Consider the following 14498-nt stretch of genomic DNA (forward strand, 5'->3'; position numbering starts at 1 on the left):
CTAGATATAGTGAGAGATACGATGCGAGAGATTGTTTAGAAAAAAATTAGGTTCCCAGAATTGCTCATATGCGTGGCAGTTCTTAGGATCACATTCACAGCAAGTTCAAATACTCAATTTCCACCACCTCTGCACGACTGCATTTCCGGCTTCACCTTTCTTTCTTCAAAGACCCTCCAAAGGATTGCGAATATGGTTTGCGGTTTTCTGCGTAGAATGCGGTCGATCTCGGCGTTTGTTTCCGGCTTAACCCTTTCCCTGATATTGGCTGGAGCGAGCAGCTCCGGCTTGTGGGCGCAAGCAGCATCTTCAGTACAGGCGACTCCACGGATTACGGAGGCGATTGACGAGGCGCATCGAGCCACTCTGTCGGGCAACGTGCATCCATTCGCCGTGGCGAGATACGACAAAGGCGAGGCGGCTGTTTCGACGCCGACCGGAAGCATTCAGCTTGTTTTGCGGCGCAGCGCTACGCAGCAGCACGCGTTGACGCAGTACCTGTCGGATGTGCAGAATCCGCACTCGGCGAGCTACCACAAGTGGCTGACGCCGGATGCATTCGGAAAACAGTTTGGAGTGGGCGACGCCGATCTCGAAACGCTGAAAACCTGGCTCCAGGGACATGGCTTCAAGGTCGAGCGCGTGGCGAAGGCGCGAACGACGATTCAGTTTTCCGGCAGCTTCGGCCAGGTTGAGAGCGCGTTTCATACGTCGATCCATGTCTTCGAAGTAAATGACGCATCGCACTTCGCAAACGTTTCAGACCCTCAGATTCCGGCGGCACTGAAGCCGGTTGTGGCTGGAGTCGGGCCGCTGCACGATTTCCGTCCGACTTCGCAGGCGCAGTATGGCGGCCAGGCGCGCTATGACACTTCCAGCCGCAGCATCAAGCCGGATCTGACGCTGTTTACCAGCACCGGCACGCCGTATCTGTATGTGAATCCCGCGGACGCGGCGACGATCTACGACACGCCGAATGCGACGCTGAATGCGAATTACACCAGCACGACTTACGACGGCACGGGGATCAACATCGGCATTATCGGCGATTCGAATATCACGATCGGCGATGTGAGCAACTACCGGGTGGCGTTTCTGAACGAGACGGCGGCGACCGCGAACCTTCCTACGGTGATTGTGGACGGAGTTGATCCGGGGATTAACGGAGATGAGGGCGAAGCGCTGCTGGATAACGAGATCTCCGGCGGCCTTGCGCCCAAGGCCAAGCTTTATCTATATGTAGCCGCGAACACCGATCTGCAGACGGGCATCTTCGATGCGCTAGTGCGCGCGTTGGACGACAACCAGGTGAGCATTCTTAACCTCAGTTTCGGGGGATGCGAGGCGGGGCTGGGTACGGCGGGCAACACCTTTGCACTTGAGATGATGGAGCAGGCTGCGGCGCAAGGCATCAGCGTTACTGTTTCCACGGGTGACAACGGTTCGGCGAGCTGCGATAACCCGAATGCTGAAACGTCGGCACAGTATGGACTTGCGGTAAGCGGCCTGGCTTCTACTCCGTACAACATTGCGGTGGGCGGCACGGATTACGATGTGCTGCCGGCGAACTTCAGCATGTATGCCGTTGATTCCAGCAACGGCAGTGAAGACAGCGGTGCTCCGCCGTATTATCGGACGGCGCTTTCCTACATTCCTGAAGAGCCATGGAACAACTCGACTGAGACGAATAGCGACCTGAGCTCGAATTCGCCATTATTGAATGGCGGCAAAACGAGTATCGTGGCGGGCAGCGGCGGTGCGAGCAGCTGCATCAGCCCGACAACTACTGGAGACATTTCGAGCTGCCAGGGCGGATACGCGAAGCCAGCTTTTCAGAGTTCGCTGACGCCGAATGATAACTCGCGCGACGTTCCGGATGTTTCTTTCCTCGCGGCAAACGGTTTGTACCAGGCTGTGTGGGTGGTTTGCTCGGACAGCACTGCCAATGGTTCACCTGCACCTTATACCGACTGCATAACCGACAATGGCGCATTTACGAGTGCCACAAGCTTCAGCGGCTACGGCGGAACTTCTGCTGCTGCTCCGACGATGGCCGGCGTGCTGGCACTTGTGGAGCAGAAGACAGGTTCGCGGCTGGGGCAGGCTGACTATGTGCTTTACCAGCTGGCGCAATCGAAGTACAACACGGTGTTCCATGACGTGACGGAGGGCAACAATTCAGTGGTCTGCGCGAGCGGGTCGCCAAATTGCGGCGGCAACGGGTTCCTGACCGGGTATAACGCGGGCACGGGCTACGACCAGGCTTCCGGTCTTGGCAGCGTCGACGTGGCGCAGCTGGTGAACAACTGGAGTTCGGTGAGTCTGGCTAACACCACGACATCCTTGACGATTAACGGGACGACTGGGCCGATCAACGTGGTGCATGGAACTGCGCTGACCTTTGCGGCTTCTGTTTCGCCAACGGCAGCGACTGGTTCGGTGAGCGTCATCGATAACGCCAATGAGACTGCCGGTGGCGTGCAGAACAACGGGCAGACGATCATTCCGCTGACCGGCGGCAGCGGCACTACGATCTACAACGGTTTGCCTGGCGGAAGCTATACGGTCAATGGCTACTATGCCGGTGACACCTCGGATGCGGGGAGCACTTCGAACGGCATCCCGGTGACGATTTCAGCCGAAGACAGCACCGTAGCGACGACGGTGGGCTTGTATGCGGTCAACACGACACTGGTTCCCGTCACGACGTTGACGAGCGTGCCGTATGGATCGTACGCAGTGATACAGGCGCAGATCGAGGGGACTGTAGAAGGTCAGAACACGCAGGGAATTGCAACCGGCACCGTGTCTGTACTGGACAATGGCGCGGCGCTTGCCTCCAACCTGCCGTTGAATGCCAGCAATTCAGTTCTGTACGAGAGCTCAAGCAATACATCGGCGTCCACATTCGCTCTCGGAGCGCACTCAATTACAGCGACCTATGCGGGCGATGCAAGCTACAAGGCCAGCACCAGTGCGCCGTTCAACTTCACAGTAGTGAAAGGCGGAACGGCCATCGTCTTTAGTGCGCCCAGTGCGACGATCAGCTCATTGGCTTCCACGCCGCTTAACGTCACCGTGGGAACGACCAGCCTTGGCGCGGACCCGACCGGAACGCTTACGCTGACAGCAAACGGCGCGACGCTAGCGACCTTCACAAACCTGACTCCGGGCTACGGCAACAACGGCGCGGATGGGCCGTATGTGGTTTATTCACTGCAGGGCAGCGTGTTGAATGCCGGCGCGAACACTATTACCGCGACTTACAGCGGCGACAGCAACTACACGGGCTCGACTGGAAACTTCACGATTACCGTGACGCAGGCGGGCTTTACGCTGGCCAACAGTGGCGCGATCACCGTAGAGGCTGGAGCGACAACAGGCAACACCTCGAAGATCACAGCTTCACCGACCAACGGCTTTACGGGACTGGTGAATTTGACCTGCGCCGTGAGCACGAGCCCAAGCGGAGCAACGAGCACACCTACCTGCACCGTTCCTACATCGGTTGACATTGCCGCAGGGTCTACTTCGCCCAGCGGTTCCCTGACAGTTACGACTACAACAAGCACTACGCCGGGCGCCTATGTGGTGACCGTAACGGGCACCGATGCCACGACCGGCAAGGTTACGGCGACGACGAATGTGAACCTGACGGTGACCGGCCCGACTATGCCCGGGAGCTTTAGCCTGACCGGCAGCGGAGCAATTACGGTTGCACCGGGAGCTACGACAGGTAATACAGAAAGCATCACCGTGACGCCGGCCAACGGATTTACGGGACAGGTGAACCTGGCCTGCGCGGTGACAACGAGCATTGCGAGTCCTGTCGATCCGCCGACTTGCGCTCTGCCTACCTCGGTGAGCATCACCGGGTCAGGAACTGCAACCGGAACACTGACCGTTACAACAACTGCGGCCACGAGCGCGCTGAATAAGCCGGTCCGATTTGGAGTGGCAGGCGGTGCGGGCGCGGTGCTTGCGGCAATTCTGATCTTCGCCGTGCCAAGACGTCGACGCTTGATTCCATTTGCCCTGGTTCTCCTCGCTCTTAGTGCGGCGTGGATGACGGGATGCGGAGGCGCGAGCTCTGGGGGCAGTGGTGGAGGTGGTACTGGCGGCGGCGGTGGCGGTTCCACTGGGGGAACCAGTGCCGGCACCTACACAGTTACTGTGACCGGAACAGACGCAGCCACCGGCACGATCACCTCAAAAGCCACGGTCTCCGTGACGGTCAACTAAATCCCCGGATGTGAACTGTTTCAAAGCATTGCAGAAGTACACACCACGCACTCAGTGAGGCCTTTATGTCGAAATTGTTTCGGACACTTCTCTCGATCACCCTGGGTTGCGCGGCAATGACTGGCGCAGCCGAGACCGGCAAGACCACCGTTCTGCTTCCAGTGCCTCACGCGGGGATCAATGCGCGCAGGCAGGAAGCCGCAGCCACCAGACCGGGCGCCAGCAAGCGCGGCACGCCACTGGAAAAGATATTCCTTCCACATTTGCAGCAGCGGCTGAGCGCCGCGGGACAGTCCCGCAATGGCCTTGACGCGAAGCCGTTTGACGCCGGGCAGACGAACATTGTGCCGAACTTCGGCGGATTTTTGAATTCGAAGAACTATCCGGCTCGCCTGGAATCTTCGTGCATCGTCGACCCTTACAACTGCGGCGTTAATGCGGCGCTGACTGCAGACTTTGATAAGGACGGCAAGCCGGATATTGCTATTGTGCAGTCCGACGGCACACTGAACGTGATGCTGAACAGCGGAAGCGGCTTTGGTTCTCTCGTGGCGTACACGAATCCGAATTACTCCACGACGTATGCCCAGCAGTCGTTTCTGGCCGACGTGAACCATGACGGCTATCCTGACGTGGTTGTTCTTGACGCAGGCAACGACGCCTTTATCGTGTATCCGAATCTGAAGAACGGCACCTTCGGCACGCCGACAGCGACCAGCTTTTCGATTCCCGGGAATCTTGCCTCGGTAGCGATTGGCGATGTGAACAATGACGGCTTTCCGGACATTGTTGCGGTGGCATTTAATGCAGGCTTCACCGGCAGCAGCATGACGGTGTCGACGTTTCTCGGGAATGGCGACCTGACGTTCAAGACACCGAGTGGCGCGCAGACGCAGACCTATACTTTTCCGGGTGCTCCGCAGCTGGACCTGAGCATTGCCGCCCTGGCGCTGGGTGATCTGAACAAGGATGGCAAGCTCGACCTGGCGATTGAGTACTGGGAGTACGTTTCATCGGGAACGGTGACCGTGACGACCTCTCTGGGCAACGGCGATGGCACCTTCAGCGCGTTGAACACGAATGCGGTTATCTCCGGAACATTTCAGCCTGGAATCTTTAATCCGTTTGATGGCATGAGCCAGGGCGGCGTGCAGATTGCGGATGTGAACAATGACGGGAACCTGGACATTACGGCCGAAGGTGATGGCGTATTGCTTGTGGCACTCGGCACTGGTTCCGGCGGCTTCAGTTCCACGGCTGTAAGCAGTCCTATTGGCGGAGCGGATCAATATGTCTTTGCTGATGTGAACGGCGACGGGATTCCGGACCTGATTCAGGAAAACGGCACTCTCGGCATATGGACCGGCAAGGGTGACGGCACCTTCTGGCAGCCGCCGACCGGGAATTTTTATACCATTGACGCGGGCGGATATGAGAGCGCCATGGTGGCTGACTTTGACGGCGACGGCAAAGTTGATATCGGCCATCTGGGCGAAGACTACAAGCAAGTATCGATCTTCACCGGAAACGGAACGACTACGCTGGCAGCCGCGCCGGCACTGGCTTCTTCGCTCGTCACTCCGGTCAGCCCCTTCTGGCTTTCACTCGGTACAGTGGCCGATGTGCAAGGGAAGGGATTCAGCAGCGCTGTTTACATCGACGACTATACGGGCGATATTGTGACCGGCCTGGGCGATGGCAAGGGCAACTTCACGTATGTGACGGGCCTGGCACAAGCCACTGTTCCCAACCTGGCCTATATCGAACCGATTACGGCTGACCTGAATGGCGATGGGAAGCAGGATCTTCTGCTGGCCGGCTGGGACGGCAGCTTGTCGATGGCGCTTTCAAATGGCGACGGCACCTACCAGACGCCGAAGTCGCTGGGCATTACATCTGCGTGCGAGATTGCCTATGCGGCTGTGGGCGATATCAACGGGGATGGGATTCCCGACATCGTTGCGCCGTATCCCGGTGACTCGATCTGCAGTGGCACCGTCACCACGGGATCCGGCTATTACGTGCTGCTGGGCCAAGGAAACGGCAGTTATGCGGCTCCTGTATTCAATGCATACGGTACCGAGCTTTACTCTGCCTCGATTGCGGATATGAACGGCGACGGCAAGATGGACCTGGTTGTGGATGACACACCGTTCTATACCCCCGGCACTTTTTCCGTCGATCTGCTTCCCGGCAACGGCGATGGCACGTTCGGCAACGGCATCACTATCAATTCGAACTATATGGTGAGCCAGGTTATCGTGGGCGACTTTAACCAGGATGGCAAGCAGGATGTGATTCTGCTTTCTGACGGCGAACAGACCGCAACCGATGCTTACACCACCGCAGGCATCCTGCTTATTCCCGGTAACGGCGATGGCACCTTTAACGTGCCTACGCAGATTGGCACCGGCAACTTCTTCTTGAACGGTACGCTGACCGATGTGAACAACGATGGGATTCCTGATCTGAACGTTGCGCTGTATCAAACGATTGGCCAGCCAAACACCTACTATGGGCTTTCGACGCTGCTTGGCACGGGCGGAGGAGCATTCACCAATCCCATCAACCAGCTTGAGTCGCTTAACTCCGAAATGGTGTTTGCGGGTAACTTCTACTCGGATAATGCGGCGGACCTGATCGTGCAGACCGGTTACGGCCCAGGGCTCTTCCTTGGCCAGGGCGGTTCCAGCATTGCTCTGACGAGCTCCGGCTCATCGATTGCCTTTGGAACGGCGGAGACATTGACCGCAACGATCACTGCGGCGATGACCGGACGGCCTGCTCCTACCGGCACAGTCTGGTTCTATGACGGAACCACGCAGCTGGGATCGGGCAGCCTTAGCGGCGGTGTGGCCACCTTTGTCAGCTCGACGCTGGCAGTGGGCGCGCACTCCATCACGGCGGTTTACGCGGGCGATACGAACAGCAATCCTGTTACGTCGACTGCTTCCGCGATGACGGTTACGACGCTTGCGCCGGCCTTTACGCTCACCAACGCGAGTACTATGACCCTAACACCCGGCCAGACTGGCGTGATGCCGTTTAGTCTGGCGGCTAACGCCACCTTCAACGACACCATCAACTTCACCTGCAGCGGCGCTCCGGTGAATGCTACCTGCACAGTGAATCCCACATCCGTGGCTCTGGCTGCGGGAGGCACCGGGTCCGTATCGCTGGTCGTCAGTGCTACCACCTCGACGACCGCAAGCAATACGCAGCCAAGCCTGCTCCAGAAGGCTTCTGGAATCACAAGCCTGGCCAGCATCTTCTGCCTGGTTGCGGGATGGAAGTTCCGCAAGCGGGTGCTGCTGATTGTGCCGATCGTGTTGCTGGGCTTCTCAGCTTTGGGGATGACTGGTTGCACCGGCGGCGGGTCAGGCATTGCTGTGGCGAAGGCGGGCACCTACACGCTGACAGTTACAGCGACGCCGGCAACCAACACTACGGCGGTGCAAACGGCAACCATCACACTCACAGTGCAGTCGAACTAATCTCTGCATATACACGCGGCTGTCCTCTTCAGAAATGGAAGAGGGCAGCCGTTTCTTTTTGTGGATGCTGATTGTTGCTGCTGAAGAATGTTAGCGAACTTGTGTTGCGAATAATGCGTGGTGCGCGAGAATGAAGAGCGTCTTATGGTTGGAGCCGCCAAAGATTAACTGAAGTGGACGCTCGGGCACATCGATTTGTGCGATCTGTTTGCCCTGGGGCGAGTAGACGAAGATCTGGCCGTTCGCAATGTACACATTGCCATTGCTGTCGACCGCGACGCTTTCTCCGCCGCGTTGTGCGAAGGGCTTGAGATCGGCGAGAGTGCCGTTGGCGTTCACTTTGGCTCCGTAGGTGATGTCTTCGGATTCGCTTGAGACGTAGACGCGCTGGCCGGGCTCCGCGGTGAGGAAGCCGTAGGTGTCAAGGTTGTCACTGAAGCGCCAGCCTGAGCTATCCGTGGCTGGGCCTTGCTGGAAGACGCGGCCTGCGGGCAGAAACACGCTGCCGTCGGGCGAGACGTATTCGCGGGCTTTCGGTGTGGTTGCATCTGTGGCGAATAGCTCGGCGAGGGTTGTAAATCTCAGCGTATCGAGATTCAGCTGATCCTGGAATTCGCCGTTGTTCCACCAGTTGCCGGGGAGAATGACGGATGCATTTGGATGGGGCTGTGCTGGTTGCGGAGTGAGCACTGTGAGCTCTTCTGCCGATGTGCCGGGATGGAAGGAGTAGACCGTGCCTTCAGGGCCGGCCGAGGAGAGCACGAGCAGATTGCCGGATTTGTCAAAGGCGAGGTTGACGGGATCGAGAGGATTATCTCGCTCGATGCTCAGGCCCTGCTTTGCAGACCATGTGTAGATGCGCTGGTTGTGATGATCGACGAAGTAGAGCTTGCCCGTGGAGTCTACTGCTGCGCCGGAGATCGAGAAGAAACCATCTTCGAGTTTTTTTACGGTGGCATCAGGAGCAAGAACTGCGGAGGCATCCGATGCCGTCGGCTGGGGCGGATCGGAGGGAATGTCGAGGACTGTGAACTCGCGCTCGCGGACTTCGAGATGATGGGTTATGTCCTCAATGGCGTTTTCATATGGGAACTTGCTGAGTCGCAGGAATGTTCCGCAGCCGTTGTTGTCGCAGATGGCGTAGCCGCTTTCCGCGTTGACGTGAAGGTTGCGGAAGTGAATGCCGGATGAGTTGTAGATGCGAACGGCGGCGGGAAACGGCGCGCGCGAGCGTGTGACGCGATAGGCGTGGTAGTTGGCAAAGGTGAGGTTGCGGCAGTCGCTGATTTCTAGCGAGAGCGCCTCGGGACTTTCGCCGGCTTCCTCTTCGGTTTGCGGGGCATTGATGTCCCAGTTCTCGACGTGATCGAACTTAATCTCGTTGCGGAGGTGGTGCTCGTTCGAGAGCTCGTAAACATGGCCTGGGGTTTTGGTGTTCGAGACGACGAAGCCGGCCTGCGCGAAGGTGTTCGGGGTCCAGATGTCGGTGAAGGTGCCGCCGCCGCCATCGGCAATCCACAGGCTTGGATACTGGCCGTCCCAGCGCTTGCGCAGGTCGGGGTCGGCGGTGTGGTTGTTGTTGTAGGGGTTGGTGCCGCTGCCGTGGCCGCCGAGAAAGCGAACGTCGTCGATGAGTGATTGTTCGCCGGCTTTCCAGAGCACTGCTACGGCGCGGGGGTTGGTGCCGCCGGTGAACACGCCGATGCCGCTGAGGATGTTCGCGCCTCCTGACGGAGCGAGGATCACGGGTTTGGGTGCGCCGATGCCTTCGTAGCCGGGAGTTTCGTCGAGCAGGTCGATCTGCGTGAGTGTGGGATGAAGGCCGATCAGTATTGTGTCGGACTTGAGGGTGAGCGTGTTGCGCACTATGTAATGGCCGCTTGGGAAATACAGAACGCGGTGTGTGTCGATGGCCTGCTGGATTTCTGCGGTGTCGTCTGTTGTGCCGTCGCCTTTTACGCCGAGGGTGTGGACGTTGATCCATTCGCTGCTGGGCGGGAGGGCGCGAATGGCGGGTGGAAGGTTCGCGTCTGTGTCGGTAGCCCATGCATCATAGCGCTCGCCCATCTGCCCCATTTGCCCTTCACCGGGTAGGATCAGGCCGTAGTTGTATGCGCGCACGATGTATTGATTGCCTTTGCCTGGGACGGTTTTGGCGCTGTTTCGAAAACGTGCGAAGGTGGGCACACGATTCAGTCTGGCGTTCTCAAAGCCGATCTCGGTGAGAGGGCTTTGCTCCATGCTGATGACGACTGCGGAGCCGGGGATGTTCTCGAAGCGCGAGTCCTTTACCCAGAGCTGGTCAGGATAGCCCTCGTCGATATCGATTGCCGTAGGCAGATTGCGGAAGGTGTCGCGGATCAGCGTGAGGCCGGCTTCGTGCTCGCGGATTGCGGAATCGCGTTGGCCATCAAAGGTGGAGTCGATCAGGGTGAACTGCCACGCGGGAGAGGTCTTTTCGGTGAGAATTCCATAACGTCCGTCGTAGAAATGCACGTCCTCGGCCTCGTTGCCGACCTGATAAAGCGCGGCGAGACCGGAGCCGATGTGGAAGTCCATATGGGTGAGAAAGGCGTGTTGCGCCACGTGGAAGCGGACAGCAACTGCGGCGGGATTGCCTTCGCCGATCTCGAAATCGATATTGCTCATGGCCGAATAGAAGGTATTGGGGTTGGCGTCGGCGACGTTATTATTTGGCGGTACAGAGCCGGGCGGTGGAAAGGGGATTGGTCCGCCGGCGCGGGTGGGCTGGGTGCGAGACAGGCCAGTGAAGATGACCATGACGCCCATGCCTTTTTGAAAGCCGGGAGTGTTGGGCGGCAGCACGAAGACGGGACGTGTTGCGCCATAGCCGATGAGACGCACTCCGGGCCAGAGATAGATAGTGCGCGTGAGTCTATAGCGGCCAGTGGGAATAAAGACAAGACCTTCACGGGCCGGGCCTTCAGCTTTGTCGATGGCGGCTTGCAGCGCAGCGGAGCTATCGGCATTTGCGCTGGGCGCATCGAGATAGACGGCGTGGGGATCGTCGGGGCGTGTGGTGATGGTGCTGGACGATGCGAATGAGGCGGGGCACAGGGATAGCGCGAGGGCGAGCAGCAAGGACAGCTTCATGGGACTCTCCACCGGAAACAGGGCCACTGGATAACTGGCGACTGAACTGCGGAATCCAGCATATCGGACGCAGCAGAGAGAGCTGCGAGCGTGCTCAAGCGCAATGTGTGAGACAAACAAAAAAATCGGTAAAGCTGTTTGGAAAGCAGCTTTACCGATTTTTTGTGGAGCTTGGTGCTGAGACGCTTGTTAGAACGGGATGTCGTCGTCGGAGATTTCGGCCTGGTTGGCGTATTCGTCGCCGCCGCCAGAGGGCTGGCGCTGATCGAAGCCAGCGGTGGAACCAGAGCTGGAACTCGTCCCGCGGCTGTATCCTCCACTGGAGCCGCCCTCTTCGCGACCGGAGAGCAGGGAGAGATCATTGACGATGATCTCGGTGCGGTACTTCTTCTGGCCGGATTCCTTGTCGTCCCAACTGCGGGTCTGGATCTTGCCTTCGATGTAAAGCTTGGTGCCCTTCTTGACGTAGTCGCGGACGATTTCCGCGGTGCGTTTGAAGGCGACGAGATTATGCCATTCGGTGCGGTCCTGCCAGTTGCCGGAGGCGTCCTGGAAGCGGTCGCTGGTGGCGAGCGTGAAGTTGGCGACCATGGTGCCGCCGCCCGTGGAACGGATTTCGGGATCTTTGCCCACGTTGCCTAACAGGATGACTTTATTGACGCTTTTTGCCATGGTGAATGCTCTCCGGTAAGGAAAAAGAATAGCAGAGGACTGGCCGTCCAGGCATCTGCGCCTTTAGCGCCTCATTGAGTCCGAAAAACCGGATGAGGTAAGACCTGCGACTTTGTTGTACTTTTTGCCCCTAGGACGAAAAATCACGTGTGCCGGTCGATTTGGCTTTAACTAAAGATAAAATTTGGCGTCCATTCGGACAGAAGCTCCTCTCTCGCGGTTATCCTTAGTTCAATTCAGGAGGTTCCTATGCGCGTAACCGGATTTGTACCGGGGTTTGTGTGTGTGCTTGCGGCTGGTTCCTTGTTTGCCGCTGCTGCGCCGCAGATTCTAGCCCAGGGGATTGGCACATCGACCTTTGGTGCTGGGTCGATGGAAGGCATGTCCAAGCAGCCGTACTCGGCTACGTGGACAGAAAAGCAGGTGCAGACGCTGGCCAACGGCACCACTGTTACGCATGAATCGACGACGAAGTTTGCGCGCGACTCCAGCGGACGGTCCTATACGGAGACACACAACACTCTTCCGACGGGATCGGATGGGCAGCCGCGCGAGATGGTGAATTACCACATTTTCGATACGGTGGCGCGGACAACAACCTCGTGGAACTCCACTACTAAGGAGGCGACGGTGACCCAGCGGCCTGACCCGGCGACGATGCAGGCGAGACCGACTCAGACGACAGCTACGCGGATAGCTCCGACGATTCAGACGGAGCAGCCGGTTCGCAGGCAGAATCCGGATGTGCAGCGTGAAGACCTGGGAACGAAGAACATTGTCGGCGTGAATGCGAAGGGTATCCGTATTACGCGGGTGATTCCGGCGGCGCGGGAGGGCAACGACCAGCCGATCACGACGATACAGGAGACGTGGTCGTCGAGGGAGTACGCAATTGTGCTGATGAGCACGAATGATGATCCGCGCTCCGGCACGACGACGCGCGAGGTGACGGAGTTTACGCCGGGTGAGCCGGATGCGGCGCTGTTCCGCTTGCCGGAGGGGTACACGGTGCGGGAGGTTACTCCGCGGACGGTTGCGAATCAGTAATTTGTTTTGAGCTTTGATTCACAGGGCGCGACGATTGTCGCGCCCTGATTGTTTTTGCGGGCTTGAGTTTAACGTATGTGGCTGATGCGGCGGTTGCGGAACCATTTGGCTGTGCCGAGCAGGAGCAGGAGGACGCCGAAGGGAATGCACATGAGTGCGACGATGAGCGCGAGCCAGCCGCTGTTGGTGTGTGCGCCGGTGGCGGAGAAGCCGCCGAGGAGCGCTTCCAGCAGCAGGGCCGCGAGGATGCCTGTGCCGAGCATGCTTCCACCCGAGCGGAGAAGCTGGATGGTGCCGTCCTGGCGGTTGAGAGCTGCGTGGCTGTTTCGTTCACCCATTGTGTATTAGGACCTGATTAGCTTAGGGCCAGGCGGAGCATCACGTAGGTGATGACGCCGGTGACGGAGACGTAGAGCCAGATAGGGAATGTCCAGCGGGCGACGACGCGGTGCTGGCGGATGCGGCCGGTGAGCGAGAAGAAGAAGGTCACGAGCACGAGCGGCAATGCCACGATGGCGAGAAGGATGTGGCTGCCGAGTAGCCAGAGATAGAAGGTGCGGAAGGCAGCGTGAGCCGGGTAGAGTACATCGCCGTGCAGTTTGTGGTGCAAGATGTAGCCGATCAAAAAGAGCGTGGAAAAGATAAAGGCCGTGATCATGGCCGCGCGATGCTGGGCGATCTTGCGTGCTTTGATGAAAGTGAAGCCGATGAGCAGCGAGACGGCGCTGAGACCGTTGAAGATAGCGTTGAGCGTGGGCAGGAAGGCATATTGCGTGCCGGTGGTGTCTGAGGCCGGATGTATGTAGATGAGCCAGAAAAGGAAAAGCGTGGCTGCCGTGCTGATGGCGAGGATGGCAGCGATGGCGGCGCGGGAGTTGTCTTTTGGAGCGGATGTCAGAGTCGTCATAGTCCTTTAGTGTTTGGCGATGGCGCAGAGCATGAGCGCGGTCATGAGCAGCGGCAGGTAGATGACGCTGACCTTGAGCAGGTCGCGGGCGAGCATGCGGCTGCGGGCTTCGTCGGTGGTGCGGAGGATTCCGGCAAAGCGGATGGTGTAGCCGAGATAAAAGAGGCCGAGAATGGCGGCGATGATGGCGTAGGTTAGGCCTGTCATGCCGAGATACCATGGCGCGAGGCTGACGGGAATCATGACTACGGCGTAGACGAGAGCCTCAATGACGGTGGACCAGCCATCGGGCTGGACGACGGGCAGCATTTTGATGCCGGCTTTGCCGTATTCCGCGCGGTACATCCAGGAGATGGCCATGAAGTGCGGAAACTGCCAGACGAAGAGGATGGCGAAGAGTGCGACGGCGGGCCACTCGATGCGGTCGCGGGCGGCGGTCCAGCCGAGCAGAGGGCCCATGGCGCCGGGGAAAGCTCCAATGAAGGTGGCGAGCGTGGTGAGGCGCTTGAGCGGTGTGTAGATGGCGACGTAGGTGAAGGCTGTGAGCAGCGCCAGCGCTACGGTGAGGAGATTGGTGTGGAGCGCGAGCCAGCCTGCGCCGAGGGCGAGGGCTGCGAGGCCGGCGAGGACGCCGACGGCGAGCGGGAAACGGCCTGCGGCCAGAGGGCGGTCGGCGGTGCGCTTCATGCGGGCGTCTGATTTGCGCTCAATGGACTGGTTGAGTGCGCTGGCGCCGGCGGAGACGAGGGCGATGCCGAAGAGGGTGTCGAGGAGGCCGCGCTGGAGGCTGGAGATTCCTGACTGCATGGAGCCGAGGTAGAAGCCCGCCCAGCCGGTGACGACGACCATGGTTGTGACGCGGGGCTTGAAGAGCTCCTGAATGTCATGGATCAGCTGCGCGGTTGTTCCCGGCTTCGGCACGTGGAGTGCGCCTGAAACAGAATCCGGAACTGCGGCCTGGGAAGCTGGAGCCATCGGGAGGGTAGAAACCTCGGCAGGAAAAGTGGCCCGGATGGATTGCG

Annotated in this window: 8 protein-coding genes; 3 read left to right on the forward strand and 5 right to left on the reverse strand. The window is 58.9% G+C overall.

All coding sequences use genetic code 11. The features are described from left to right. Positions 1-216: 216 nt before the first annotated feature. Together VO84_RS17455 and VO84_RS17460 are read left to right on the forward strand one after the other, a co-directional pair. Positions 217-4242 carry a protease pro-enzyme activation domain-containing protein gene (locus tag VO84_RS17455; RefSeq protein ID WP_197414095.1) on the forward strand — a complete coding sequence of 1342 codons (4026 nt, stop codon included), beginning with the start codon at positions 217-219 and terminating at the stop codon, positions 4240-4242. A 65-nt stretch (positions 4243-4307) separates the two neighbouring features. After that, the gene (locus tag VO84_RS17460) at positions 4308-7736 is read left to right on the forward strand and encodes an FG-GAP-like repeat-containing protein (RefSeq protein WP_058189026.1); all 3429 of its coding nucleotides are present in this window, start codon (positions 4308-4310) and stop codon (positions 7734-7736) included. 90 nt (positions 7737-7826) lie between these two features. Here the strand turns inward: VO84_RS17460 and VO84_RS17465 are convergent, their stop codons facing one another. Together VO84_RS17465 and VO84_RS17470 are read right to left on the reverse strand one after the other, a co-directional pair. Beyond that, positions 7827-10850, reverse strand: a complete 3024-nt coding sequence (locus VO84_RS17465) for a glycosyl hydrolase family 28-related protein (RefSeq protein WP_058189027.1) — start codon at positions 10848-10850, stop codon at positions 7827-7829. A gap of 189 nt (positions 10851-11039) precedes the next feature. Next, positions 11040-11522 (reverse strand): single-stranded DNA-binding protein, encoded by a 483-nt coding sequence (locus tag VO84_RS17470; protein ID WP_058189028.1) that lies wholly within the window; start codon positions 11520-11522, stop codon positions 11040-11042. Between the two features lie 249 nt (positions 11523-11771). Between VO84_RS17470 and VO84_RS17475 the strand changes: the two genes are divergently transcribed. Beyond that, positions 11772-12569: a hypothetical protein gene (locus VO84_RS17475; protein ID WP_058189029.1), complete on the forward strand. Its 798-nt coding sequence runs from the start codon at positions 11772-11774 to the stop codon at positions 12567-12569. Positions 12570-12637: 68 nt separating this feature from the next. Here the strand turns inward: VO84_RS17475 and VO84_RS17480 are convergent, their stop codons facing one another. Genes VO84_RS17480 through cyoE form a run of 3 tightly spaced genes read right to left on the reverse strand, consistent with a single transcriptional unit; the run spans position 12638 to position 14451 of the window. Further along, a complete protein-coding gene (locus tag VO84_RS17480; protein ID WP_058189030.1) occupies positions 12638-12907 on the reverse strand; it encodes a hypothetical protein in 270 nt (89 codons plus the stop codon). Positions 12908-12924: 17 nt separating this feature from the next. Then, positions 12925-13476: a DUF420 domain-containing protein gene (locus VO84_RS17485; RefSeq protein WP_058189031.1), complete on the reverse strand. Its 552-nt coding sequence runs from the start codon at positions 13474-13476 to the stop codon at positions 12925-12927. Between the two features lie 6 nt (positions 13477-13482). Further along, entirely contained in the window at positions 13483-14451 is a 969-nt protein-coding gene (cyoE, locus tag VO84_RS17490) for a heme o synthase (protein ID WP_082662121.1), read from the reverse strand. Positions 14452-14498 lie beyond the last annotated feature (47 nt).

It is taken from the genome of Occallatibacter gabretensis (assembly GCF_001449115.1).
Classification (GTDB): Bacteria; Acidobacteriota; Terriglobia; order Terriglobales; family Acidobacteriaceae; genus Telmatobacter; species Telmatobacter gabretensis.